Origin of the sequence: Bacillus sp. AFS077874 (genome assembly GCF_002566505.1) — a bacterium.
In the GTDB taxonomy this organism is placed as follows: Bacteria; Bacillota; Bacilli; order Bacillales; family Bacillaceae_G; genus Gottfriedia.
In genome coordinates, this window is record NZ_NUYF01000007.1 from 51,939 (window position 1) to 77,049 (window position 25,111).

General features: G+C 33.2%; 27 protein-coding genes and 1 riboswitch. Of the genes, 9 read left to right on the plus strand and 18 right to left on the minus strand.

Annotated features, from left to right (window positions below):
* Positions 1–231: 231 nt before the first annotated feature.
* The 6 genes from COJ46_RS06355 to sufC form a co-directional block, all read right to left on the minus strand.
* Positions 232–750 (minus strand): P-loop nucleotide/nucleoside kinase family protein, encoded by a 519-nt coding sequence (locus COJ46_RS06355; protein WP_097976329.1) that lies wholly within the window; start codon positions 748–750, stop codon positions 232–234.
* Between the two features lie 189 nt (positions 751–939).
* Positions 940–2,337 (minus strand): Fe-S cluster assembly protein SufB, encoded by a 1,398-nt coding sequence (sufB, locus tag COJ46_RS06360; RefSeq protein WP_056468751.1) that lies wholly within the window; start codon positions 2,335–2,337, stop codon positions 940–942.
* A gap of 47 nt (positions 2,338–2,384) precedes the next feature.
* Positions 2,385–2,834, minus strand: a complete 450-nt coding sequence (gene sufU / locus COJ46_RS06365; RefSeq protein WP_025671513.1) for a Fe-S cluster assembly sulfur transfer protein SufU — start codon at positions 2,832–2,834, stop codon at positions 2,385–2,387.
* Complete coding sequence (locus tag COJ46_RS06370; protein WP_098565759.1) at positions 2,824–4,044, minus strand: cysteine desulfurase; 1,221 nt, start codon at positions 4,042–4,044, stop codon at positions 2,824–2,826. The genes sufU and COJ46_RS06370 overlap by 11 nt, the downstream gene beginning before the upstream one ends.
* Positions 4,044–5,351, minus strand: a complete 1,308-nt coding sequence (sufD, locus tag COJ46_RS06375; protein WP_097976324.1) for a Fe-S cluster assembly protein SufD — start codon at positions 5,349–5,351, stop codon at positions 4,044–4,046. Before sufD ends, COJ46_RS06370 begins: the two co-directional genes overlap by 1 nt.
* Positions 5,352–5,370: 19 nt before the next feature.
* Positions 5,371–6,156 (minus strand): Fe-S cluster assembly ATPase SufC, encoded by a 786-nt coding sequence (gene sufC / locus COJ46_RS06380; RefSeq protein ID WP_091023520.1) that lies wholly within the window; start codon positions 6,154–6,156, stop codon positions 5,371–5,373.
* Between the two features lie 243 nt (positions 6,157–6,399).
* Between sufC and COJ46_RS06385 the strand changes: the two genes are divergently transcribed.
* Complete coding sequence (locus COJ46_RS06385; RefSeq protein WP_097976322.1) at positions 6,400–6,645, plus strand: DUF2164 domain-containing protein; 246 nt, start codon at positions 6,400–6,402, stop codon at positions 6,643–6,645.
* A gap of 767 nt (positions 6,646–7,412) precedes the next feature.
* On the opposite strand, the gene COJ46_RS06390 is transcribed toward COJ46_RS06385, so the two are convergent.
* Positions 7,413–8,129 (minus strand): DUF3298 and DUF4163 domain-containing protein, encoded by a 717-nt coding sequence (locus COJ46_RS06390; protein WP_098565760.1) that lies wholly within the window; start codon positions 8,127–8,129, stop codon positions 7,413–7,415.
* Positions 8,130–8,237: 108 nt separating this feature from the next.
* Positions 8,238–9,341: a serine hydrolase domain-containing protein gene (locus COJ46_RS06395; RefSeq protein ID WP_098565761.1), complete on the minus strand. Its 1,104-nt coding sequence runs from the start codon at positions 9,339–9,341 to the stop codon at positions 8,238–8,240.
* A gap of 343 nt (positions 9,342–9,684) precedes the next feature.
* On the opposite strand from COJ46_RS06395, the gene dltX reads away from it, so the two are divergent.
* From dltX to COJ46_RS06425, 6 genes are all read left to right on the plus strand, one after another.
* Positions 9,685–9,828, plus strand: a complete 144-nt coding sequence (gene dltX, locus COJ46_RS06400) for a teichoic acid D-Ala incorporation-associated protein DltX (protein ID WP_097976317.1) — start codon at positions 9,685–9,687, stop codon at positions 9,826–9,828.
* A gap of 11 nt (positions 9,829–9,839) precedes the next feature.
* Positions 9,840–11,354 (plus strand): D-alanine--poly(phosphoribitol) ligase subunit DltA, encoded by a 1,515-nt coding sequence (gene dltA / locus COJ46_RS06405; protein WP_098565762.1) that lies wholly within the window; start codon positions 9,840–9,842, stop codon positions 11,352–11,354.
* Positions 11,351–12,502, plus strand: coding sequence for a D-alanyl-lipoteichoic acid biosynthesis protein DltB (gene dltB / locus COJ46_RS06410; RefSeq protein ID WP_098565763.1), 1,152 nt, complete (start codon positions 11,351–11,353; stop codon positions 12,500–12,502). Before dltA ends, dltB begins: the two co-directional genes overlap by 4 nt.
* A 15-nt stretch (positions 12,503–12,517) precedes the next feature.
* Complete coding sequence (gene dltC, locus COJ46_RS06415; protein ID WP_097976313.1) at positions 12,518–12,757, plus strand: D-alanine--poly(phosphoribitol) ligase subunit 2; 240 nt, start codon at positions 12,518–12,520, stop codon at positions 12,755–12,757.
* Positions 12,754–13,971: a D-alanyl-lipoteichoic acid biosynthesis protein DltD gene (gene dltD / locus COJ46_RS06420; RefSeq protein WP_098565764.1), complete on the plus strand. Its 1,218-nt coding sequence runs from the start codon at positions 12,754–12,756 to the stop codon at positions 13,969–13,971. Before dltC ends, dltD begins: the two co-directional genes overlap by 4 nt.
* A 244-nt stretch (positions 13,972–14,215) precedes the next feature.
* Entirely contained in the window at positions 14,216–15,187 is a 972-nt protein-coding gene (locus COJ46_RS06425) for a 2-hydroxyacid dehydrogenase family protein (protein WP_098565765.1), read from the plus strand.
* A 441-nt stretch (positions 15,188–15,628) separates the two neighbouring features.
* Here COJ46_RS06425 and metQ read toward each other — a convergent pair whose 3' ends face one another.
* The 8 genes from metQ to COJ46_RS06465 all read right to left on the minus strand — a co-directional run bounded on the left by metQ (position 15,629) and on the right by COJ46_RS06465 (position 20,731).
* The gene (gene metQ / locus COJ46_RS06430; protein ID WP_098565766.1) at positions 15,629–16,450 is read right to left on the minus strand and encodes a methionine ABC transporter substrate-binding lipoprotein MetQ; all 822 of its coding nucleotides are present in this window, start codon (positions 16,448–16,450) and stop codon (positions 15,629–15,631) included.
* Between the two features lie 22 nt (positions 16,451–16,472).
* Entirely contained in the window at positions 16,473–17,141 is a 669-nt protein-coding gene (locus tag COJ46_RS06435) for a methionine ABC transporter permease (protein ID WP_098565767.1), read from the minus strand.
* A gap of 1 nt (position 17,142) precedes the next feature.
* Positions 17,143–18,147: a methionine ABC transporter ATP-binding protein gene (locus COJ46_RS06440; RefSeq protein WP_098565768.1), complete on the minus strand. Its 1,005-nt coding sequence runs from the start codon at positions 18,145–18,147 to the stop codon at positions 17,143–17,145.
* A gap of 139 nt (positions 18,148–18,286) precedes the next feature.
* A riboswitch (SAM riboswitch) is annotated at positions 18,287–18,397 on the minus strand.
* 78 nt (positions 18,398–18,475) lie between these two features.
* Positions 18,476–18,838, minus strand: coding sequence for a hypothetical protein (locus COJ46_RS06445; RefSeq protein WP_098565769.1), 363 nt, complete (start codon positions 18,836–18,838; stop codon positions 18,476–18,478).
* Between the two features lie 202 nt (positions 18,839–19,040).
* The gene (locus tag COJ46_RS06450) at positions 19,041–19,364 is read right to left on the minus strand and encodes a thioredoxin family protein (protein WP_056468789.1); all 324 of its coding nucleotides are present in this window, start codon (positions 19,362–19,364) and stop codon (positions 19,041–19,043) included.
* Positions 19,365–19,379: 15 nt separating this feature from the next.
* A complete protein-coding gene (locus COJ46_RS06455) occupies positions 19,380–19,730 on the minus strand; it encodes a ribonuclease M5 (protein WP_098565838.1) in 351 nt (116 codons plus the stop codon).
* Positions 19,731–19,944: 214 nt separating this feature from the next.
* Positions 19,945–20,328 (minus strand): glycine cleavage system protein GcvH, encoded by a 384-nt coding sequence (gene gcvH, locus COJ46_RS06460; protein WP_097976298.1) that lies wholly within the window; start codon positions 20,326–20,328, stop codon positions 19,945–19,947.
* Positions 20,329–20,374: 46 nt separating this feature from the next.
* Entirely contained in the window at positions 20,375–20,731 is a 357-nt protein-coding gene (locus tag COJ46_RS06465; protein ID WP_097976296.1) for an arsenate reductase family protein, read from the minus strand.
* A gap of 519 nt (positions 20,732–21,250) precedes the next feature.
* Here COJ46_RS06465 and COJ46_RS06470 point away from each other — a divergent pair.
* Complete coding sequence (locus tag COJ46_RS06470) at positions 21,251–21,574, plus strand: helix-turn-helix domain-containing protein (protein ID WP_098565770.1); 324 nt, start codon at positions 21,251–21,253, stop codon at positions 21,572–21,574.
* The gene (locus COJ46_RS06475) at positions 21,568–21,996 is read left to right on the plus strand and encodes a hypothetical protein (protein WP_098565771.1); all 429 of its coding nucleotides are present in this window, start codon (positions 21,568–21,570) and stop codon (positions 21,994–21,996) included. The genes COJ46_RS06470 and COJ46_RS06475 overlap by 7 nt, the downstream gene beginning before the upstream one ends.
* A 67-nt stretch (positions 21,997–22,063) precedes the next feature.
* Here COJ46_RS06475 and COJ46_RS06480 read toward each other — a convergent pair whose 3' ends face one another.
* Positions 22,064–23,848 carry an acyl-CoA dehydrogenase family protein gene (locus COJ46_RS06480; protein ID WP_098565772.1) on the minus strand — a complete coding sequence of 595 codons (1,785 nt, stop codon included), beginning with the start codon at positions 23,846–23,848 and terminating at the stop codon, positions 22,064–22,066.
* Between the two features lie 70 nt (positions 23,849–23,918).
* Entirely contained in the window at positions 23,919–25,094 is a 1,176-nt protein-coding gene (locus COJ46_RS06485) for an acetyl-CoA C-acetyltransferase (RefSeq protein ID WP_097976291.1), read from the minus strand.
* Between the last annotated feature and the right edge of the window lie 17 nt (positions 25,095–25,111).

Sequence of the window (25,111 nt, forward strand, 5' to 3'; positions counted from 1 at the left end):
TTTTCTCTCCTATCCTGACATTCTGCTTCTTGAATAAACATCTATTAGTTGCTATGTTAATTTCTTAATAACATATTCTTAATTTTCAAAATTGTTTAGACGTATCCAACATTCAAAAACGCATTTTAGAAAGGAAAGTTAAAATGAGACTTACTTGAAACGGGAAAAAGTATTTAAGAAGTACAGGAGAGGGCTAGGGTAAACTGACAAACAATGTTAGTGTAGTCAAAGTTATAGACAAAATTGATCAAAGCGCTTTTTTAAATCATGAATAATTTCAACAGGCTGTTTATTTGTTGTGTCATAGAGATATTTTTTGTTTGGCAAAAAGTTTTCAAGTTTGTTTTTTAAATATAAAGATCCTTCTATTAAATAATCATCCCCCCTTTGATTTAATCGACTAATAATCATATCATCATCTGCCCGTAATACCACATAATGAATTTTTACATTTAAATCCGATAAGTGCTTATATAACCACTCTAACTCACTTTCAACAACATAATCGATAATTACATTAATGTTATTTTCAAGAAAGTTCTTTGTTAATGAGAGAATATTTTTCCATATAATAGCTAACATTTCTTCCCACGGAGGTAGTATTTTTCCTCCGAACATTAATTTGATTAAGTCACCTTCTATTACTGCAGCATTTTCTAACTCCTGGGCAAGTGCCTTTGTAACTGTCGATTTACCTACACCATATGGACCTGAAATAATATAAATGGAGCTATTGTTTCTATTATTCATATTAAGTTTCCTTTCCAGAACCTAGTTAATAGGGAATTAAGGATTTCTATAAAGATTATGCGTATACATATCTTCTTGTGCTATGCTATGTAGACAAATTCAAGTTTTGTATAAAAAAAGACCCCCAACCAAATTGGTTGAGAGCCCTTAAAACGCCTCAAATGTTTGTTCAACAACATTTGTAGAGTTTTAACCAATAGAACCTTCCATCTCGAATTTAATCAGACGGTTCATTTCAACTGCGTATTCCATTGGTAATTCTTTTGTAAATGGCTCAATGAAGCCCATTACGATCATTTCTGTAGCTTCTTGCTCAGAAATACCACGGCTCATTAAGTAGAATAATTGCTCTTCAGACACTTTCGAAACTTTCGCTTCGTGCTCAAGAGAAATATTATCGTTTAAGATTTCGTTGTATGGAATTGTATCAGAAGTTGATGCATTATCCATAATTAACGTATCACACTCGATATTTGAACGTGATCCAGCTGCTTTACGACCAAAGTGTACGATACCACGGTACGTTACTTTACCACCATGTTTAGAAATTGATTTCGAAACAATTGTAGAAGAAGTATTTGGAGCTAAGTGAATCATTTTAGCACCAGCATCTTGGTGTTGTCCTTTACCAGCAATTGCAATAGAAAGTGTAAGGCCACGAGCACCTTCACCTTTAAGGATAACTGCTGGGTATTTCATTGTTAATTTTGAACCAATGTTTCCATCGATCCATTCCATTGTTGCGTTCGCTTCACAAACAGCACGTTTCGTAACTAGGTTGAATACGTTATTCGCCCAGTTCTGAATTGTTGTATATCGGCAGTATGCATCCTTCTTAATGATGATTTCTACAACTGCAGAGTGAAGTGAGTTTGTTGTATATACAGGAGCTGTACATCCTTCAACATAATGTACATGTGCACCTTCGTCAGCAATGATTAATGTACGTTCAAATTGACCCATATTTTCAGAGTTAATACGGAAATACGCTTGTAACGGCGTATCAACTTTAACACCTTTTGGTACGTAGATGAATGATCCACCAGACCAAACAGCTGAGTTTAATGCAGCAAATTTGTTATCCGTAGGTGGAATTACTTTTCCAAAGTGCTCTTTGAAAATTTCTTCATGCTCACGTAATGCTGTATCTGTATCAGTAAATAAGATTCCAAGATCAGTTAAATCTTGTTTCATGCTGTGGTAAACTACTTCAGATTCATACTGTGCAGATACACCTGCTAAATACTTTTGTTCCGCTTCAGGAATACCCAATTTATCAAAAGTATTTTTGATTTCTTCAGGTACTTCATCCCAAGACTTTTCTGTTTTCTCTGATGGCTTTACATAATAAGTAATTTCATCAAAGCGTAAATCAGACATGTCTCCACCCCATTGAGGCATTGGCATATCATAGAAATATTGTAAAGATTTTAAACGGAAATCTAACATCCATTGTGGTTCATTTTTCATACGTGAAATTTCTTCAACGATTTCCTTTGTTAAACCACGCTCTGAACGGAAGATTGATACGTCACGGTCATGAAAACCATATTTATAATCACTAATATCCGGCAAATTAGTAGACATTATTCATACTCCCTTCTAATAGAAGAGTAGGATTAAAGCTCAGAGGATTATTCCTCTGATTTTAAGCCCTTCTCCATCGCTTTCCATGCAAGTGTTGCACATTTAATTCGTGCTGGAAACTTCGAAACACCTTGTAGTGCTTCAATATCATCTAAATCAATTGATTCATCGTATTCTTTTCCAAGCATCATATCTGAAAATATTTGAGCAAGCTGTAGAGCTTCCTCTATTTTTTTACCTTTAATTGCGTGAGTCATCATTGAAGCTGACGCCATTGAAATTGAGCATCCTTCACCGTCAAAACGAGCATCTGATACAATTCCATCATCAACCTTTAAACGAAGTTCAATGCGATCACCACAAGTAGGGTTATTCATATTTATTGTTACATCGTTTTCTGATATTGCCCCTACCCCTTTGTTACGAGGGTTTTTATAATGGTCCATTATCACGCGACGATATAATGCATCTAGATCAATGTTTCGATTAATAGACATCGCTGAAATACTCCTTCGTTTTAACTAATCCTCTTACAAAAGCATCTACATCTTCTTTTGTATTATACAGATAAAAACTTGCACGAGCAGTAGCAGATACCTTTAACCATCTCATTAGTGGCTGAGCACAATGATGACCAGCTCGAACAGCAATTCCTTCTACATCTAATACAGTTGCAACATCATGTGGATGCACATCTTCCACATTAAACGTTACTAGTCCTGCACGATGCTTCGGACCATAGATTGTTACTCCTTTTACAGTAGATAACTGTTCAAGTGCATAATTCGCAATCTCATGTTCATGCTTTTCGATATTTTCCATACCGATTTCAGTTAAGAAATCAATAGCAGCGCCTAAACCAACTGCACCAGCAATGATTGGAGTTCCACCTTCAAATTTCCATGGCAGTTCTTTCCAAGTAGAATCTTGTAAGTCAACAAAATCAATCATTTCCCCACCAAATTCAATAGGTTCCATGTTTTCAAGAAGATGTTTTTTACCATAAAGTACACCAATACCCGTAGGAGCACACATTTTATGACCAGAAAATGCGTAAAAATCGCAATCTAAGTCTTGAACGTCAACCTTCATGTGTGGAGTACTTTGTGCACCATCAACAAGCATGATTGCTCCATGTTGATGAGCAATTGCTGCAATCTCTTTAACAGGGTTAATTGAACCAAGTACATTTGAAACGTACATAATCGCAACTATTTTTGTATTTGAGTTAATTGTAGCTTTTGCTTGCTCAACGCTGATTGAACCATCTTCTTCTAATGGTAAATATTTTAATGTTGCGCCAGTAGCTTTAGCAACCTGTTGCCAAGGAATGATGTTACTGTGATGTTCCATATAAGAAATCACAATTTCATCTCCAGCTTTTAAGTTCGTTCTTCCGTAGCTAGCAGCAACTGTATTAATTGCAGTAGTTGTACCTCTAGTAAAAATAATCTCTTCAATAGATGATGCATTAATAAATTTACGAACTTTATCACGAGCTCCCTCGTATGCATCAGTTGCTTTTGTTCCTAGAGTGTGTACACCTCTATGAACGTTAGAATTATATTCTTTATAGTAGTTAGCAACAGCTTCAATTACTTGAACAGGTTTTTGTGAAGTTGCAGCACTATCCAGATATATTAAAGGATGTCCATTTACTTCTTGATTTAATATCGGAAAGGCTTCACGGATTGCTTTAACATCCATTACTTAACCTTCCTCTCGATAACATCAACAAGCATTTTTTTAACTTCTTCAATTGGTAATTCCGAAACTACAGGTGCTAAGAATCCGTGAATAACTAAGCGCTCTGCTTCTTTCTTCGGAATACCGCGACTCATTAAGTAGTACAGTTGAGTTGGATCTACTTTACCAACAGAAGCAGCGTGACCTGCCATAACATCATTTTCATCAATTAATAGAATTGGGTTCGCATCTCCACGAGCTTTTTCACTAAGCATTAATACACGTGAAGTTTGTTGTGCATTAGACTTAGAAGCGCCGTGCTCAATTTTCCCAATACCATTAAAGATTGAAGTAGCAGCATCCTTTGAAACACCATGTTTTAAGATCCAACCTTCAGATCCTTTACCAAAGTGAATAATGCTTGTTGTAAAGTTTTGAGTTTGCTCACCACGGCCTACAGTAACCATTTTCAAGTCACCGAAAGAACCGTCTCCAATTAGGTTTGTAACATTTTCGAAAACTGAGTTTCCATCGTTCATAAGGCCAAGTGCCCACTCGATTTTGCTATCGCGACCAGCGTGACCACGGCGAACAACATAAGCAGTAACACCTTTAGCTAAAGTATCAACAGCACCATAACGAACTTTTGCATTGTCTAATGTAATTACTTCTGTAACAACGTTAACAACAGCCGCATCTAAATCAGCAGATGTAGAAACATAGTTTTCAACATAAGTAACTTCACTGTTTACATCTGCAACAACTAAAACGTGGTTATATGCAGGTACGTTTTCACCATCTACAACAAAAATAGATTGGATTGGTTTTTCTAATACAACATTTTTAGGGATGTATAAGAATGCTCCACCATTTACTAATGCTGCATGTAAAGCGATTAATTTATTTTCATCGACTTTTACAGCTTCTGTCATAAAATATTTTTTCACAAGATCTTCGTGATCTTTAATTGCCGTGTGTAAATCTACGAATACTACACCTTTTTCTTTTGCTTCAGAAGAAAGAGAGTGATATACAGCAGAACCATTATATTGTACATAAACTGATTGATCAGTGTCTTCATTCATTAAAGATGTTACTGACTCTGGTAATTGATCTTTTGTAGGAACATTTCCAGCTGTAACATTAAATTCTTTTCCAAAGAAATCCCATTTAGAGATATTTGTTTTATCTGGCTTTGGAAGAGAAAGTGATTCAGCTTTTGCTAGTGCATTTAAACGGAACTCTGTGAAATATGCAGGTTCATTTAGCAGTGCAGAAAGCTGCTTAACTGTTTCTTGACTAAATGGAATTGTAGTACCAGTTGTCATGAGAATCCCTCCTATCCGATTAAGCTTCTTGCCCAACAGTCTCGTCTTCGATACCTAACTCTTGTTTAATCCAGTCATATCCTTCAGCTTCTAAACGAGCAGCTAATTCAGGACCACCTGATTTTACAATACGACCTTGCATCATAACGTGAACGAAGTCAGGAGTAATGTAGTTTAATAAACGTTGGTAGTGAGTGATGATTAAGCAACCAAACTCTTCTCCACGCATTTCGTTAACACCTTTAGAAACTACTTTTAATGCATCGATATCTAAACCTGAGTCAATTTCGTCAAGAATAGCAATTTTAGGTTGGATCATCATCATTTGAAGAATCTCATTACGTTTTTTCTCTCCACCTGAGAAACCTTCATTCAAGTAACGTTGAGCCATTTCTGGATCCATTTCTAAGAATTCCATGTTTTTATCTAATGTACGGATAAATTTCATTAATGAAATTTCATCGCCTTCTTCGCGACGTGCATTCACTGCAGAACGTAAGAAATCTGCGTTTGTTACACCACTAATTTCACTTGGGTATTGCATAGCAAGGAAAAGACCAGCTTGAGCGCGCTCATCAACTTCCATTTCTAAAACATCGTTGCCGTCAAGCTCGATGCTACCACCGATTACTTCATATTTAGGATGACCCATAATAGCAGAAGATAAAGTTGATTTACCTGTACCATTTGGTCCCATGATTGCGTGAATTTCTCCACCTTTTACTTCAAGGTTTACACCTTTTAAAATTTGCTTTCCTTCAATTGCTACTTGAAGGTCTTTTATTTTTAATGTAGAAGCTCCCATTTTACACCCTCCATAATATTACATAAAAATTCTATAAAATAGAAAATGGCTATTTTAAGTTCATTCTCATTTTATTCTCATTCTAATCTTAAAGCAATTAAAAAGTATTTTCAAGCTGTGCACTATTTTACCAAAAAAGTTTTATTACGTGTAACTTATTTTCGCAAAAAAAGAATAAATAGAGATACTATATATATAGGAAATAAAAAAACTAATATCACAACTAAAAAAGAGGGGAATTTAATGTCTAAAACAACTAAGCTTTCACCAGATCAACAAAAATTTGCGATTAATCAACTACAAACGTATTTCTTACAAGAAAGAGACGAAGAATTAAGTGAATTAAGTTCGATGTTACTAGTAGACTTTATATCACAAAAACTCGGACCTTTGTTTTACAATAAGGGAGTTGAAGACTCACAAAGATTTATGTCCGAACGTGTTGAAGATCTTTATGCTTTATTATTAAAAGAACAGATTGAAGATTAAGTTGTTTTAGTAAACTTCTTTGCTTTTAGTTTTTAACGACCTTTAGCACACACTTTATTAATCGTACATACTCAATTTTAGATTATTCAATATTTATTTAGTTGTTCAACTTATTCTTATTTTGTTATAACAAATGAATGTTTTTAATGCAGACTCTACCATTATTTACGAAAAGGTTTAATTTCATTAATCAAATTTATTAAATAAGTAAATAAATAAATAAATATATAAAGAAATAAAGAAATAAAGAAATAAAGAAAAGAACCTTTTATATAATGAAGGTTCTTTTTTCACGTTGTTGAAAAACAATCACTCTCTTGTTTCGTAAAGGGAGTTTAGTGATGTTGATTTCCACTACAGGATGCTCGCTTTCCATGGGGCGAGATTCTTTNNGCCTCCTCGGCAAGCCTGCGGGGTCTCAGCCTTCCCGCTTATCCCATAGGAGTCGAGCATCATTCCGTTCCAATCAACTTGTTCATCAAAAAAAGTTAACGATAAAAAACTAATTTAATATCCTTTACTTTGACTTAGCGTAAAATAACAATTTATTAATCAGATTAAATGAATTTTCACATCAATAATGTTTTTTTCTAAAGACCGTTTTATATTTCAACACTCTAAGAAAAAGGATTATGCCAATTAAATAAAGTTATTTCTTGTTAATTTAAAAAAGTTTAAACGCTATAATAATCATTTATTTTTATAAAATAGTCTTTTTTTAATCTAGTTGAACACGTTATTCTATTGATGTAAGAAAAACGAGTTTATTATTGATAAACCTGTACAGGTATAAAGACCTCTGGCATGCCAGCAGCATATGCGGCTACTTCATATTCTTTAAAGATTAATTTAATTCCCGCATGGTCAAATGCCCATAGTCGGTTTTTGTCACTTAAGTCAATTTCGTTAGGGGATTTTATTAATACATATCCTTTATATTTCTTTTGTAATTGCTGATAAGCATATTCTTGTACGGATTTTGTATTTTCGTTTATTAACTTAGATAGTGGAACTACATCACCTGTTTTCACGTCAAAATTAAATGTAGTACCCATTGTCATCCCGTGTGCCCCACCTGTATATGAATACTCATTATAAATAACACTTAATTTATCAAGATTGTTGTACAGTACTTTATAAGTAAAAACATATTCATACGGTCTCCACGGCCCTTGGCTAGCATCCCATTTTGACTTAGCTTCTTTCTCGTCTTCTAATAGCTTTAAACGATTATTTTTCGCTAAATCAGCACCTTGTTTTAAGATGCTATTGACCTTTTGTTGTGCAGTTGAATTAGATGCTCCACTTATTTGTGGATACTTAAACGGGGCATCATTTAGTTTTTGTTCAATAATTTTAATATGTCTCGTTAATGAGTTTTCATTAAACCCGGCTTTCGTTTCCGCATTAACAAATTTAATAGAGCCCAAATTAATACTGCTAGTCATTATGATTAATAAGAAATAATATAGAAACTTTTTCACTAGACTCCTCCTATTTTCTTTATCAAAAAATAGTATGAGTATCTTTTATTTAATTTATGAAATATTTTATAAGAGTCTGGAATCTCACAATCAAACAACAAACTGTTCTCAACTAATTTTGTTAACTAGTTTAAATAAGTTCATTGCGATCGCAAATGTATTTGGCTTCATTATTTGACTATTAGAAAACACAATTACATATGTTTTCGAAACTGGATCGAATACATTCACACAATTAATTCCTGGAACTACCCCATGATTGTATAAATACTTTCCTTTATTATACATTCCATATGCATAATGATTTTGATACGGCTTAATAAATTGAGTAAAACTTTTAGCCAAAATAAGCTTATTCGAAATAAGTGCCTCGTCCATTTTTTGTATTCCTGAAACCGTTGAATAAATATCTCCACAGCCTAATAAATAGCTAAAATTGGGAATACGTAATTGCTTCGGATTATTTTTAGATTGAATTAATAAATAACCTAGTGCATGATTCCCTTTTTTATAAAAATCATTACCTTGTCCAATTTCAGTTATATTCGCTTTATCGAAAATATGTGTTTTTATATATTCTCCATAAGGAATTCCAGTTACTTTTTCTATAACGTAAGCAAGTAAAATATAATTTGTATCATTGTAATCCCATTTGTTTAACGGTTTGTAGTGAGCATTTGATTTAACGATTTTCTTTATTAAACCAGTTGATGAAATTGGATTAAATAACTCTTTTTCTCTCTTAATCCCTGAAGTATGTGAAATTAAATGAAATAATGTTAATTTTGATCCATTTGGAAATTCCGGTATATATTTTGAAATCGGATCGTTAAACGATATTTTACCTTCCTCATTTAATTGCATTAACAACGTTGAAACAAAAAATTTAGAAATTGAGCCAACTGGAAAGTACGTATTTGATGTGTTCTGTAACTGATTTTGTATATCTCGATAACCGTATCCCTTATTAAGGATATTTTCTTTATTCTTCCTAACAAGAACAACTCCGTTAAAATGAATTTGCTGTAAGTAGCGATCAATCTCTCCAGTATTCTTATTTTGATCATTAGTAAAATCAACTTTTTTCATAGTAGAGTAATTCGAAACTGTCACTTTCGAAGAGTTTTTATTCCAGATAAAACTACAAAATGGAGACATTATTAAAACAGTTAAGAAACTAGGAATCAAGAACAAAAAAATCTTTTTCATCATTTACCGATCTCCCATAGAGCAGGGCCAAGGACTTACCTATATTCCCTTTTCCCCATTATTTTTACCTTACCACTATTTTACTGTTCATTTTTTTAGATCCAATCACCTACTATCTTAAAGTTATGGTAAGTAATGAACTAAGAACAAAAGTTCATTTCATTTACTTTATCCTAATTGTATTAACAATCTCGTCCATTAATCTTTAGATTTTAATTAGAAAAAATTTACTTAACCTTTAATAATTTATTATCTGCCTGTAATTTTAAAAGGTGTTTTGTTAATTTTTCATCTTTTTTTCGGTGTTATAATACGTCTAGCTAAAAATTAAGAAAGGTGAAAACAAATGGGTAAAATCCATATTTTCCGTTCAAAGGCATTAAGATTTTTATTTTATACTGCGTTTTATTTATCAATTTTACTTGCACTACTCTACTTATATGGATTTAAAGATTCATTTACAGGGACCTTTATATATAACGATTTTTAGGATGTGAACTGATGAAATCAATTATTGAACAAATAGATTATTGGGCAATTAACACCCCAGACACTATCGCATTTCAAAATAGTGATTATTCGTTAACATATAAAACTTTAAAGCAACAATCAGATGCGATTGCTAGCTGGATGATTAAAAATAATTTTACAAATAAGCCCATTATTGTGTATGGCCATATGCAGGCAGAAATGATTTCCATTTTCTTAGGAAGTGTAAAAGCAGGTTGTGCTTATATTCCTGTTGATGAGTCTATTCCGTTTGAGAGGCTCAAAAAAATGATTACAAATTCTGGAGCTACTTTATTAATTACACCAAAAGATATTACTTTAGGGTTTGATTCAATTAATATCATAAATTTTGGAGAACTACAGAAGATTATTGATTCTACAAATCTAGTCAAACCTTTAACTGATTTCAATGTTAAAGACGATGAAACATTTTATATTATCTATACTTCTGGCAGTACTGGAGATCCAAAGGGCGTACAAATTACTGAAAAAAACTTACGTAGTTTTACCAATTGGATATTGAAGGATTTTAATATACACTATGGACAACGCTTTTTGAACCAAGCTCCTTTCTCTTTTGATTTATCAGTAATGGATTTATATCCATCGTTATTATCCGGTGGCACACTCATTTCTGTTGAAAAATCTTTGATTGAGCGACCAAAGGCACTATTCGATTATTTAATGGCAAGTGATATTGAGGTTTGGACTTCTACACCTTCATTTATAGAGATGTGTATGATGAATCCAAATTTCAGCGAATTGTTACTACCAAACTTAAAAACTTTTCTTTTCTGTGGTGAAGTACTATCGAATAATAGTGCTAAACAGATTTTATCTAGATTTCCTAAAGCAGAGATTTATAATACTTACGGTCCAACAGAAACGACAGTTGCTGTAACATTCGTCCAGATTACTGAGGAAGTTATAAACCAATACTCCCCATTACCGATTGGTACGCCGAAAGACGATACAATCATTTACATTATGGATGAATTGGGGAACCCACGTCCGGATGGTGAAACAGGAGAAATTATTATAGCTGGTCCAAGCGTTAGTAAAGGGTATCTTAATAATCAGTTAAAAACTGATGCAGCCTACAATCAAATAAATGGCATGCGGGCCTATAAAACTGGTGATTCTGGTTACTTTGATAACGGGTTATTGTTCTATAAAGGTAGGATTGATTTCCAAGTAAAGCTACACGGTTATCGGATTGAAATTGAGGACATTGAAAATAACATTAGAAGATTACCATTAGTTCATTCTGCAGTTATATTACCGGAGATGAAGGATGGTAAGTGTAACGATTTACATTGCCTAGTAGTCGTAAAAAAACACGATTTCGAAAAGGAATATCATTTAACACGTTTTTTAAAACAAGAATTAAATAAATATATGCCGACTTATATGATTCCAAGAAAATTTAGTTATTTACAAAGCTTACCAATGACAACGAACGGTAAAGTTGATCGAAAAAAATTATTGGAGCAAACCTACCAATGATTCCATACAGTAGTTTTACGTTTTTCGGTATTTTATTTGTTCTGCTAATCCCAGCAGTCATATTAGGGTTTATAGGAAAAAGATCAACTAACTACACAACATTTCTTTCTTTTGTGTTTTTATTAATAGTCTTTTCCTCTTCTAAAATACAAACCTTTTATTTAGTTGCTTATATAGTTTGGGTAGTTATTTTAATAAAAGGTTATAGTGTTTATCGGAAGAACTCAAACCATTCAACTGTTTATTACTTAAGTGTTTTTCTATCAATTTTACCTTTATTGATTGTAAAGGTTTCACCGATTTTTGAAAGTACTACACTTGTAGGCTTTTTAGGAATTTCCTATTTAACATTTAAAGCAACACAAGTCATTATTGAAATTCGTGACAACAGTATAAAGGAAATAAAAATTGTTGATTTCTTGAAGTTTTTATTATTTTTTCCAACGATTTCATCTGGACCAATTGATCGTTTTAGGAGATTTCAACAGGATTGTCAAAAAAAGCTAACGGCTATTGAATACAGGGAGTATTTTCAAATTGGTGTTCATAAAATTTTTATTGGTTTTCTCTATAAATATATAATTGGTTATTTAATTAACGTTCATATACTTGAAACACAGTTTACACTCGGGCATACATTTGTCTCAAATCTAACGTATATGTATGCATATAGTCTGTACTTATTTTTTGATTTTGCAGGTTATAGTGCATTTGCAATCGGCGTTAGTTATATAGTAGGTATTAAAACACCTGAAAACTTTAATATGCCATTCATTAGTCGGAACATAAAAGACTTTTGGAATCGTTGGCATATGAGCTTATCATTTTGGTTTCGCGACTATGTATATATGAGAATGGTATTCTTACTGACTAAGAAAAAAATGATTAAAAATAGAAGAACTATTTCTTATATCAGTTATACTACCTTATTTTTACTAATGGGTGCATGGCATGGGATCCAAATTAATTACCTACTTTATGGTTTATACCAAGCCATATTGATGTGTAGTTTTGATTGGTTTGAACAATTCAATAAGAAAAAAAAGATTTGGAAAAATACTAAACTAACACATGTATTGGCGGTTATTATTACATTCCATTTTATTTGTTTCGGATTTTTAATATTTTCAGGACATCTAGTTAACTAAAGGAGAATTAGTATAATGGAAAATTTAAGAGCAGAAGTTTTAAACATTTTAGCAGATTTATGTAATACAGATGAAGTGATTGAAAACCCAGATATTCTGATTTTTGAAGAAGGATTATTAGATTCATTTGGTACAGTTAGCTTATTAGTTGAAATTGAAGAACAACTCGGTATCAACGTGACGATTTCTGACTTCGATCGCGAGGAGTGGGCAACACCAAATAAAATCATTTCGATTTTAGAGGATAGAAAATGAAAAAAGTTCAATTTTTTGGGATGATAACAGCTATTCTCATTTTTTTACTAGCTTTGTATCTTCCAAATTCTTTTTACGAACTATTTATTACAAAAGAACGATTAAATAATACAGCAGCATCCTTAAACCCTGAAACATTTCAAGGGACCCTGCTTCAAGATAAAATGATAAAAGACCCAAAATTCCTACCTATTTTTGGGTCTTCAGAACTTGCTAGAAGAGACCCCTTCCATCCTTCTAGATTTTTTATGGGAGAAAAAAATGAATTTACTCCCTATCTAATTGGTCGAGGGGGATCACAAAGTCTCGTTCATTTTCTTGACTTGGCATCTTTAGGTGATGGAATAAAAAATAGAAAAATTGTGTTTGTTTTATCTCCACAGTGGTTCATTCCACATGGCATTGACGATACTCATTTTTCACCTAATTATTCTGCGCTTCAAACTTATTCATTCGTTTTTAATAATACAATTGATAATTCAGTAAAGAGACAAATTGCAAAGAGACTTTTAACGCTATCAATTATCAAAAAAGACTCTTTATTAGTAACCCAATTAAATGCTTTTATTTCAAATAGCAAAAAAATTAAGTTTGAAGCTATGGCTGAAAAACCGTTAGCTTACACTTATTTTAAAATACTTGAAAAGAAAGATCTTTTCGAGACCGTTATAATGGATCCTGATAAAAACTTCCGATTAAAAAAATCAAAATATGAAGATTTATCCTGGGATCGGGTAGCACAAGTTGCTGATAAAATTGGCAAACGTGAGTCAACTTCTAACCATTTCGGAATAATTAATAAATACTATATAAAGCACATTCAAAATCGTCTTCCAGTTTTAAAAAATTATAAACGAAATAGTAACTATGGTGTATCGCCAGAATATGATGACCTTCAAATGGTATTAGCATTATTAAAAAAAGAGCATACGCAAGCGTTGTTTATTTCCGTTCCAGTAAATGGACCATGGTATGATTACGCTGGATTCCCAAAAGAAGGTAGAGAAGTTTATTACAAAAAGGTAAGAAAACAAATTGAAGATGCTGGATTCCAAGTAGCTGATTTTTCTTCACATGAATACGATGAGTTTTTCTTAAAAGATACAATTCACTTAGGCTGGAAGGGCTGGGTATATGTAGATCAATCTTTAAATAAGTTTTATTCAGTAAAACATACTCCCCCTACTGCAAGTTTAAATCATAGATATCAATGAAAAAGCAGACTTGTATCTGCTTTCAGACTGTTGACAANNCAATCAGTCTGAAAATCAAGTTTTTTAGTACTTTGTCTACACACTGAAAGCAGACTTGTGTCTGCTTTTTTATGTTGCTGATAGACCTTAAAAATAAATATATTCTTTAAATTGCCAAATACTAAATTAAACAAAAACTTGAAACTTCATTTATAATAAAAACGTTATTATTCATTTATTAAACTGTTGAAAGAAGGTTTCTAATTTGGCACATATCTTGGTAGCGGGAAAAATCCCAGAAAAGGCTGAGGAATTATTAAAAGATCATCATGTCATTGTTTATGAAAATGAGAAATTAATTACAGAAGATGAATTGTGTGAGCTTGTTGGTGGGGTAGATGCAATTTTAAGTTTGCTATCGACTCCAATCACAAAAAGAGTAATTGATGCTGCTAAAAATGTAAAAATTATTGCTAACTACGGAGCAGGATTTAATAATATCGATGTAGATTATGCAACTAGTAAGGGGATCCATGTTACAAACACTCCTCTCGTTTCTACAGACGCAACTGCAGAGCTAACTTTAGGAATTCTCTTAGCTGTTTCGAGAAGAATAGTCGAAGGAGACGAACTTTGCCGTACAAAAGGTTTTGAAGGGTGGGCTCCATTATTCTTTAGAGGAACAGAAGTATCAGGAAAAACTTTAGGTATTTTCGGTTTTGGAAATATTGGACAAGCAGTAGCTAAACGAGCTAAGGCGTTTAATATGAATATTATTTATCATCAACCAAGAAGATTAAGTACTGAACTCGAACAAGAATTAAATGCCACATACGGATCAATGGATGAACTTTTACAGACTTCTGACTATATTACCCTTCATTGTCCTTACAAACCCGAGCTACACCATTTATTTGGAAAAGAAGAGTTTTACAAGATGAAAGATACTGCGTTTTTTATCAATGCAGCTAGAGGCCCTTTAGCGAACGAACAGGAATTAGTAGACGCATTAAAAGAAGGTGTTATTGCAGGTGCTGCTCTAGATGTATTTGAATTCGAACCAAAAATAACAGAAGAACTAAAATCACTTACAAATGTTGTATTAACACCTCATATCGGAAATGCAACATATGAAACTCGTGATGCTATGTCAGAAATAGCAGCTAAAAATATTATTGAGGTTATTGCTGAACGACCACCAATCTCACCTGTAAATCAAATCCTTGTAAAGAATTAAAAATAAAAAGGGGCTGTTTCATAAAGTTAGATTCACTGACTTATGTACAACCCTTTTTTATTATTAAATTACAAGTACTTTGGAGTCGGAGGTATTTTCGTTTATTTGTTGTTTGTAATCGGTCTTTTTATAAATAATTAGTAGTTTTTTATTCGATTCAGAAAGAACTGAGCGTATTTGCTAAACTTCCACATAAAAGTCTCTACAATTTTACAATTTTAAGGTCGTAATACCTTTACTAGTATAGGTAAATTTCTACATTATTTGCGGCTACCTGGGATTTAATTGCAAATTCCCAAACTTTATTTGCGATTCTCTAAATTTAATTGCAGTTTTGCCAATTTTATTTGCGATTTTCAAAATTTATTTGCAGTTACTAGTTTTTCAAATAAAAAAGAGGGTTCCCATATAATTTCAACTGGGATACCCTCTCTTTTCTTATTATTGACTTACAGGTACTACAGCACCTTTATATTTTTTAATGATGAAATCTTGAATTTCTTTAGAGTGTAATACTTTTACAAGCTCTTTAATTTCTTTTTTATCTTTGTCACCTTTACGAACAGCGATAATGTTTACATATGGAGATTCTTTACCTTCTAAAGCAATAGCATCCTTCATTGGGTTTAATCCAGCATCAATCGCGTAGTTTGTATTAATTAAAACTGCATCGCCTTCATTGTTTTGATAAACTTTTGGAAGCATTCCTGCGTCTACATCAGCTTGGAATTTTAAGTGTTTTGGATTCTCAGCGATGTCTTTAATTTGAGCTGTAGTTGGATCAATTCCTGCTTTAAGTTTAATTAATCCTTCATGTTGTAATAAGCTTAACATACGACCATGGTCAGCTACTGAGCTACTCATGATAATTTTAGCTCCATCTGGTAGCTCATCTAAGCTCTTATATTTTTTAGAGTAAACTCCGATCGGCTCGATGTGGATTCCACCAGCGTTTTCAAATTTATAACCATTTTCTTTCATTTGAGATTCTAAATATGGAATGTGTTGGAAATAGTTTGCATCTAATTCTTTTGAAGCTAGTGCTTTATTTGGTAATACATAATCTTGGAATTTAACAATTTTTAAGTTAATTCCTTCTTTTTTAAGGATCGGTTTAGCTTGTTCTAAAATAACTGCGTGAGGTACATTTGATGCACCAACCACTAATTCTTTGTTTTTATCTTCTCCACCTTTATTACATGCTGCTAAAGATAATGCTAAAACACCTGCTCCTAAAATTCCTACGATTTTTTTGAATTTCATTGTTAGTTCCTCCCTTATATGATTAAGCTCTTTTATCTATTTTTGTTGTTACTAAATCACCAATAAATTGAAGAATGAATACGATTAATAAAATAATGACTGTCGCAACAAGCGTTACTTGGTTATTAGAACGTTGGTATCCTTCCATAAATGCTAAGTTACCAAGTCCACCACCACCTACTACACCAGCCATTGCTGTATACCCAACAATTGCGATTGTAGTAACCGTTAAACCTGAAATAATTGCTGGCAATGCTTCTGGTATTAATACTTTTATGATGATTGTAAAGGTACTAGCTCCCATTGCTCTTGCAGCTTCGATTACACCTTTATCTATTTCACGTAATCCGATTTCAACCATCCTTGCATAGAATGGTGCAGCACCGATAATTAATGCAGGTAATGCTGCTTTTGCTCCAAGCATAGAGCCAAGTATAAAGATCGTAAATGGAATTAATAAAATAATTAAAATGATAAACGGTATTGAACGAAAAATATTTACAAACGCTGCTAGGATTGTATTAAAAAATTTATTTTCAAGTAACTGGTCTTTACTAGTTAAAAATAGGAATAAACCTATTATTAGTCCAAAAATGAACGTTGCAAGCGCAGCTATTACTGTCATGAATAATGTTTCTTGAGAAGCTAAAAGCATTGCATCCCAATCAACATTCGGAAAAAGTTGTGTCATCTTATGCTACCTCCACTTCAACTTGTTTTGATTCTAAGTAAGCAATTGCCTCTTTGATGTTATTTATGTCTCCAACAAGTTGAATCTTCATGGTCCCATAAGAGCCTTCAGCAGTTTGAACAATTTTTCCTTGCAAAATGTTAATCTCAATATCAAAGTGCTTAACTACTTCCGAAATATGCGGCTGATCTGCTTGACCATTCTTAAAGGTTAGCTTATAAGTATTATCCTTCCCATCACCTTGAGAAATTACTGCACCTTCATCATTGCCTTTGATTTGCGTCACAAATTTCTTTGTAATTGCTTGTTTAGGACGAGTAAATACATCAACAACATGGCCTTCTTCTACTACATTTCCGTTTTCCATTACAGCTACTCGTTGGCATATCTTTTGAATTACATGCATTTCATGGGTAATCAGAATGATTGTAATACCAAGCTGTTTATTAATATTTGTCAGTAAAGCTAATATTGAATCTGTTGTTTCTGGATCCAATGCAGAAGTTGCTTCATCACATAAAAGTACATCTGGGTTATTAGCAAGTGCTCTTGCAATTCCGACACGTTGCTTTTGACCTCCACTAAGTTCAGAAGGATAAGCATTTTCTCTACCTTCAAGACCTACAAGTTTAATTAATTCTTTCGCACGATCAATACTTTCCTTTCTTGAAACTTTTGCAATTTCAAGTGGGAAAAGTATATTTTCTAATACAGTTCTTGACCACAATAAATTAAAATGCTGAAAAATCATTCCTATTTTTTGTCTTGCTTTTCTTAATTGACTGGATGAGCATTTAGAGATCGATTGACCATTAATAATCACTTCACCTGATGTAGGGGACTCAAGTCCATTTAGCATACGTAATAACGTACTTTTCCCTGCGCCGCTATATCCGATCATGCCAAAAATTTCACCTGCTTCAATTGTTAACGAAACATTTTGTACTGCGGTAACTGTGCCCTTTTTACCTTTGTAAGTCTTACTTACATTATTTATTTGAATCATACACTTGATCTCCTTTCGAAACATTCTAACAACTTATCTTTCAATTTTTTGAAAGTAGGTACCTTTTTAGTCGCAAAAAACAAAAAAACCTTTCAACTCACATGAGCAGAAAGGTTTAACATACAAAAAGTATTCCTTTCTCTCATCTCTCAAAGCATATGCTTTGCAGGAATTAGCACCATTTCAATGACGATCATTGACGGTTGCTGGGTTTCACAGGGCACAGTCCCTCCACCTCTCTCGATAAGAGTTAATCTTACGATCTATTAAGTTGTTTCACGTAATTTCTTTAACGTAAGTCCAATTCTACAAAGTTAGACACTAGTTGTCAACAATTTTCTAAAAGTTTTTTTTCGTTTTCAACACTTGTATATTGAAAAATCGTTTCCATTAGTAGTAATAATCGATAGTTCCCTTCAAAAGAAGCATCTTTCAGTTTTAATAAAAGTCCTAATCTTTGCGAACCTGAATTTAAATATTCCCATCCATCTTTCGAAAAATTAACTCTAAGTTGCGGAATCGCACGATCAATTACCTCGATAAAAGGAGCCTTTTTACTTAACTTTATATAAACTTTTTCATTTAGACAGTTAAATTCTACAATTCTTTCTTCAATCGGCAAAATGATTTGTAAATATTCCTTTTTTATAAATAGGTTTCTTGCTTGTCCAATCCACTCCTTGATTTCCATAATAAACACCTCTCCCGAATTCTTTAATCTTATTTTCTCATAGATAAGGGGTGTATTCTTTATATTTCGCTCGACATTTACCTTGATAAAAATCTATATTTTAATTTTATTTCTACAGCATTCAACTCATTTCCCGAGAAATATGTCTAAAATCAGGAAATATTTTAAGCCAAATAAAAAGAGTGCAACATACAGTATGCACTCATCGTTTAATATATAAATTATATTTTTTTAACAATTCATGTAAATATGGTACAGACTGGAAAGCGTAGATTTTTTGTTTCATTTCCCCATTCTCAAAAATAAGTAAACAAGGTACACTTTCAACCTTCCAGTTTTGAGCTTCTTCCACTATTTCATTAATATTTACCTTGCTAATAGGTAAATTTGGCAGAATCTCATTGACTACTTCTAGCATTTTAGATGCTACTTGGCATGTACCACACATTGCGGTATAAATATAAATAACTGTCGTCTCTTTTGATTGAATTCTTTGCATTATTTCATTCTTTGTCCATTGCTGCATGATCATTATTCCTCTTTAATTTGTACGTAAATAATCTGTAAATACTAAAATATCCGCCCCTAATAATACACTAGCTAAATGTTGACTCGGAGCTGTTGCCACTTCTCGATAACTTCTATCAATGTACAGATGCTCTGCCTGTGGAAATTCTCTTTTTAACAGTCTTCTAAGCTTTTCACCGGCCTCATCTGCGTCTACTAACACGTAGATATCTCTTAAATCTAACATTTCAGCAAGCTCATCTAGCTTTGAAGTACCAACTGTACCATTCGTACAGATAATATCTACAGGCTCCTTTATAATCGTCTGTATTTTTCTCTTATCAGTAGTACCTTCGACAATGATAACTTTTCTTTGATCTTCAATATTCACTGGGCATCACCTAATGTATAGGACTCAAAAACTTTTGACTAAAAATCTTTTGTATATAGTATATTCGATTTTGCCTTTCTTGTTTCCTTTTTTTCCCTAAATGAAAATGTCCCTTTAAATAATGTTTTATGTAAATAAGTTAAGCTTTATTACTTTTATTATACACAAAAAATAAAAAAGCGCCCAAAAAGGACGCTTAATTAGATAATTAATCTTGATTAATCATTTCTTCGTATTGACCAGCAGTCATTAACTCATCAAGTTGAGCAGCGTTTGTAGCTTCAACAACTACCATCCATGCTTTTTCGTATGGAGATTCGTTTACGAATTCAGGGTTTTCATCTAGATCAGAGTTTACTTCGATTACTTTACCACTGATTGGAGCATATAGTTCAGATACTGTTTTTACAGACTCAACGCTACCGAATGGCTCATTAATAGTAAGTTCATCGCCTACTTCTGGTAGCTCAACAAATACGATATCTCCAAGTTCTGATTGAGCAAAATGAGTAATACCGATATAGTATTTGTTACCTTCAACTTTTACCCACTCATGTTCTTCTGAATAACGTAGTTCATTTGGAATTGACATTGTGAAATCCTCCTCTGATTAATTACCTAAAATTTTATAGTTATTTTTATAACCAAACCTTTTCAAATACTTCCTCATTAAAACCAACTGTCGCCTGATCTCCATTAAAAAGTAGAGGTCTTTTGATTAACTTACCATCTGAGCTTAAAAGTTCTAATAGCTCGTCCTCAGTTTTTGTTGGAATAACATCCTTCAATCCAAGCTCGCGATATTTAACGCCACTTGTATTAAATAATTTATTTATAGAAATTCCGCTTGCTTTATAAATATCAGCAAGTAACTCCTTTGAAGGTGGATTTAATGTAATATCAATTGCTTCAACCTGAACATTATGTTCCTTAAGCCAAGAAGCGGCTTTTCGACAAGTTCCACATTTTGGATATGTATAAAAAATGATACTCATTTTAGCAACTCCTCCCAAATTCTATTTTATCACAGGGAATATACGAGTTAAAATAGTTCCGTTCGAAAATTCTGTAATAAATTGTCGCACAACAACATTATAACAACATTCACTCACTCAAACTAGTATAATGTTCGTGTTTATAGGTGTTTTCGAATCGAAAATCAGATTATTTTTTTGATATAAAGTTTTTTCTAAATTTTTTCTACTGAAAAATTAAGCTTTTCTCAGCATTTACTAGTATGGCACAATTTATGGAAAAAATATCCTTTAAACTTTTATAAATAATAAATGAAGATACAATTGTTCATTTTAAAGGAAGGCTGACCGATCATTTTGGTCCTAGCACTATCTTCACAATTGTATTTTAATTTCCTAAACTTTCTTAACGTCAGAATATTATGAATTTATATTAAATTATAGTAAAATATAGCATTAGGTGCATTCACAGACTAATAATATTTAGATTCCTTTATATAAAATGATATAAATCATACTGAAAGAAAGAAGGAAACGAAAGTGAATAGTAAGTTGCTGTACAAGATCTTACGTCATATGCATGAGAATAATTTGAATAAGACAATGCTATCCAAAAAGTCCGGTCTTCATATAAGTGAAATAAGTAGAATTTTAAATAGTAAACAATCTCTTTCCTTACATAATTTAGATTCATTAACAAAAGCATTCGGGTTAGATGAAGATACATTCTATCTGTATTATATCGCTGAGTGTTTTCTTGAAAATGGATTTTTAAATAAACGAAGAAGTGAACCATTTTTATATACTTGTGCTGCAAAAGGATTCGAGTTGCCATTAGCTATTTTAGGAAATTTTATTTGGTAAGGGGTACTGAAGAAGAGCAACAATCTATAACACTAGCTTTAAAGCACTTGCAATATATGCCATACGATTTCCAAATATTAACTTATAAATGGATATCACAAGTGTATTATGAGAATAATCAGTGGAAAAAGACAATGTATTATGCGAAGAAATTAGAGCTCACAGCCAGAGAAGGATATTACTACGGAAGAGCGCTCGCTTACCAAGGTTATGCATTAATGCAGTTGGGTGGTACACTTGCTTTGTATCATTGCGCACAAAATAAATTTGATGAAGGTCTTCATGAACTTTTAGATGTAGCGAATAGAGCTTATGAATTCGAACACTTACAGAGATTTAAACAATGTCTTCAAATGTACTGGAAGTTTAAGTCTCAAATTAACATTGAACATGAAAAGAAATTTATTCAGTTATTAACTTAATCTTGCTAGTTTTTTCAATAATAAGAGAAAAAAACTGCCAATCAACAGATCAGCAGTTTTTTTATAATTAAACAGTATAACGCTCTTCATCTAAAACATTTGCTGCAATTTCGCGTTTCTTCGCGATGACATTAATTGGCGTATGACGTGTAAACTTACGAAGTGCTGAAGTCATCATTCTTAAAGTATCACCAGACTCCACAGCAACAAGTGTTTCTTTCGCATGAGCTTCGATTTCATTAAATGCTTCTTGGCAGAAAACTTGAGTATAAAGTAATTTTTGGTTTGATTTTTCTAAACCTACTTTATTGATCGCTTTTTCAGTACGTAGAACTGTCGATTCCATTGCGTAAATATTACTTACGATATCTGCAATATTTACTAGAATCTCTTGTTCTGTGCTTAATCCTTTACCAAATTTTTGAACTGCTAAACCAGCGATCATGATTGCGATTTTTTTCGCATTACGTACTAAATATTTTTCTTGCTCTAAAGGAGCGTCTCCAACTTCTTCAGGCATTAACATCATTAACTCTTCTTGAATTTGTTGAGCTTGTTGAAGTAATGGAAGCTCTCCGCTCATTGCTTTTCGAAGGTAAGTGCTTGGTACAATTAAACGATTAATTTCGTTTGTTCCTTCAAAAATTCGGTTAATACGAGAATCACGGTAAATACGCTCAATTTCATATTCAGCCATGAAGCCATAACCACCGTGGATTTGTACTCCTTCGTCAGCTACATAGTCTAATACTTCTGAACAGAAGAATTTATTTAATGAACATTCAATTGCATACTCTGCTACAGCAGCTGCTACTGCTTTTGGATCTTTTGCTTGCTCTTCAGTTAATTGACTAAAGCGATCCTCAAAAAGTCCTACAGTACGATATGCTGAACTTTCACTTGCATAAATTTTTGTAGCCATATTAGCTAATTTTTCTTGAATTAAACTAAATTTTGCAATTGGTGTTTTGAATTGTTGGCGTTGGTTAGCATACGTTGCAGATAATTCTAAAGCACGTTTCGATCCACCAACTGTACCAACAGCTAATTTATAACGACCAATATTTAAAATATTAAATGCAATAACATGACCTTTTCCAATTTCACCTAAAAGGTTTTCTACAGGAACTTTTACATCTTCTAATATTAATGTACGAGTTGAAGATGATTTAATCCCCATTTTCTTTTCTTCTGGACCAGTCGAAACACCTTCATAATCTCTCTCAACGATAAATGCTGAGAAGTGCTCCCCATCAATTTTTGCATATACAACAAATACATCTGCAAACGCAGAGTTTGTAATCCATTGTTTCTCACCATTTAAAATGTAGTGAGTTCCTTCAGCATTTAATTTAGCAACAGTTTTTGCTCCTAATGCATCTGACCCTGAACCTGGCTCCGTTAATGCATAAGCTGCAAATTTCTCACCTGATGCTAATCCTGGTAAATAGCGTTGCTTTTGATCATGATTTCCAAATAATACGATTGGAAGTGTACCGATCCCTACGTGCGCTCCTTGAGAAAGTGAGAATCCACCACCACGTGAAATTTTTTCTGTAATTAATGCTGAGCTAATTTTATCTAGTGCGATTCCACCATACTCTTCTGGCACATCTGCTGCTAATAATCCTAGCTCGCCAGCTTGTTTTAATAATCTTACAGTACGATCAAATTCGTGTTGCTCTAAATATTCTAATTCAGGTAAAACTTCATTAACTACAAAATCTTCAGTTGTTTTTGCAATTAATTTATGCTCATCTGAAAAATCCTCTGGTGTAAAAACTTTATCAAAAGTCACTTCTGTTGTTAAAAAGCTTCCGCCTTTAAGTAAGTTACCGATTGTTTTTTCCATCGTAAATTCCTCCTATTTTCTATTTACTTGTTTGAAGACATGATTCTACCAATCTATTTACGTACATCTATTACACTAATTCAAATACTCCAGCAGCACCCATTCCGCCACCTACGCACATTGTTACGATACCGAACTGTTCTCCGCGACGCTTCATCTCATGCAATAAAGATAAAGTTAGTTTAGTACCAGTACAACCAAGTGGATGCCCTAATGCAATCGCCCCACCGTTTACGTTTACACGGTCTTCATCAAGACCTAAGTGACGAATAATTTGAATTGATTGAGAAGCGAAGGCTTCATTTAATTCAAATATTCCAATGTCAGATAAGCTTAAACCTGCTAATTTAAGTGCCTTTGGAATTGCTTCAACAGGTCCGATTCCCATAACCTCAGGAGCTACACCAGCGACTGCAAAAGAACGGAACTTTAATAATGGACTTAGTCCTTCAGCTTCTGCTTTTTCGCGATCCATTACTAAAACTGCTGCTGCCCCATCACTTGTTTGAGAAGAGTTTCCAGCCGTAACTGAACCTCTTACATTAAATGCTGGTCTTAATTTAGCTAATACTTCAGAAGATGTACCTTCACGAACACCCTCATCTTGAGAGAAAGTAAAATTCTTTTCTTCTAATTTATTGTTTGCGTTAACTGAACGTAGCGTTACATCAACTGGAACGATTTCGTCTACAAAACGCCCTTCTTTAATAGCTGCTGCAGCGCGCTGATGACTACGTACCGCAAAAGCATCTTGATCTTCTCTTGAAATACCATAACGGTTGGCAACCTGCTCAGCAGTATGCCCCATACCCATATAATACTCTGGTGCATTTTCTACTAATCTACTATTTAAACGAGCAACATGCCCTCCCATTGGAAGTAAACTCATAGATTCTGCTCCGCCTGCAATAATAGCTTCAGAATGGCCTAACATAATTCGTTCACTTGCATAAGCAATACTTTGTAGACCTGAAGAACAATAACGGTTCACTGTAATTCCTGGAACTGAATGCGGTAATCCAGCTAGTGCTCCAATATTACGCGCCATGTTGAATCCTTGCTCAGCTTCCGGCGATGAGCAACCAAAAATAATATCATCGATTGGACCATCGTAATTTCCCGCGCGCTTTAATGTTTCTTTTACAACTAATGCTCCTAAATCATCTGGACGAACTGTTGCTAGTGATCCTTTTTTCGCTTTACCTACAGGTGTTCTCGCACCCGCTACAATAACAGCTTCTCTCATGTTCTTCCCTCCATCTT

What these genes read in the sequence shown, in the direction of transcription:
- COJ46_RS06355 (WP_097976329.1), bottom strand. Translation starts at nt 750, where the DNA reads ATGAATAATAGAAACAATAGCTCCATTTATATTATTTCAGGTCCATAT.
- sufB (WP_056468751.1), bottom strand. Translation starts at nt 2,337, where the DNA reads ATGTCTACTAATTTGCCGGATATTAGTGATTATAAATATGGTTTTCAT.
- sufU (WP_025671513.1), bottom strand. Translation starts at nt 2,834, where the DNA reads ATGTCTATTAATCGAAACATTGATCTAGATGCATTATATCGTCGCGTG.
- COJ46_RS06370 (WP_098565759.1), bottom strand. Translation starts at nt 4,044, where the DNA reads ATGGATGTTAAAGCAATCCGTGAAGCCTTTCCGATATTAAATCAAGAA.
- sufD (WP_097976324.1), bottom strand. Translation starts at nt 5,351, where the DNA reads ATGACAACTGGTACTACAATTCCATTTAGTCAAGAAACAGTTAAGCAG.
- sufC (WP_091023520.1), bottom strand. Translation starts at nt 6,156, where the DNA reads ATGGGAGCTTCTACATTAAAAATAAAAGACCTTCAAGTAGCAATTGAA.
- COJ46_RS06385 (WP_097976322.1), top strand. Translation starts at nt 6,400, where the DNA reads ATGTCTAAAACAACTAAGCTTTCACCAGATCAACAAAAATTTGCGATT.
- COJ46_RS06395 (WP_098565761.1), bottom strand. Translation starts at nt 9,341, where the DNA reads ATGATGAAAAAGATTTTTTTGTTCTTGATTCCTAGTTTCTTAACTGTT.
- dltX (WP_097976317.1), top strand. Translation starts at nt 9,685, where the DNA reads ATGGGTAAAATCCATATTTTCCGTTCAAAGGCATTAAGATTTTTATTT.
- dltA (WP_098565762.1), top strand. Translation starts at nt 9,840, where the DNA reads ATGAAATCAATTATTGAACAAATAGATTATTGGGCAATTAACACCCCA.
- dltB (WP_098565763.1), top strand. Translation starts at nt 11,351, where the DNA reads ATGATTCCATACAGTAGTTTTACGTTTTTCGGTATTTTATTTGTTCTG.
- dltC (WP_097976313.1), top strand. Translation starts at nt 12,518, where the DNA reads ATGGAAAATTTAAGAGCAGAAGTTTTAAACATTTTAGCAGATTTATGT.
- dltD (WP_098565764.1), top strand. Translation starts at nt 12,754, where the DNA reads ATGAAAAAAGTTCAATTTTTTGGGATGATAACAGCTATTCTCATTTTT.
- metQ (WP_098565766.1), bottom strand. Translation starts at nt 16,450, where the DNA reads ATGAAATTCAAAAAAATCGTAGGAATTTTAGGAGCAGGTGTTTTAGCA.
- COJ46_RS06435 (WP_098565767.1), bottom strand. Translation starts at nt 17,141, where the DNA reads ATGACACAACTTTTTCCGAATGTTGATTGGGATGCAATGCTTTTAGCT.
- COJ46_RS06440 (WP_098565768.1), bottom strand. Translation starts at nt 18,147, where the DNA reads ATGATTCAAATAAATAATGTAAGTAAGACTTACAAAGGTAAAAAGGGC.
- COJ46_RS06445 (WP_098565769.1), bottom strand. Translation starts at nt 18,838, where the DNA reads ATGGAAATCAAGGAGTGGATTGGACAAGCAAGAAACCTATTTATAAAA.
- COJ46_RS06450 (WP_056468789.1), bottom strand. Translation starts at nt 19,364, where the DNA reads ATGCAGCAATGGACAAAGAATGAAATAATGCAAAGAATTCAATCAAAA.
- gcvH (WP_097976298.1), bottom strand. Translation starts at nt 20,328, where the DNA reads ATGTCAATTCCAAATGAACTACGTTATTCAGAAGAACATGAGTGGGTA.
- COJ46_RS06465 (WP_097976296.1), bottom strand. Translation starts at nt 20,731, where the DNA reads ATGAGTATCATTTTTTATACATATCCAAAATGTGGAACTTGTCGAAAA.
- COJ46_RS06480 (WP_098565772.1), bottom strand. Translation starts at nt 23,848, where the DNA reads ATGGAAAAAACAATCGGTAACTTACTTAAAGGCGGAAGCTTTTTAACA.
- COJ46_RS06485 (WP_097976291.1), bottom strand. Translation starts at nt 25,094, where the DNA reads ATGAGAGAAGCTGTTATTGTAGCGGGTGCGAGAACACCTGTAGGTAAA.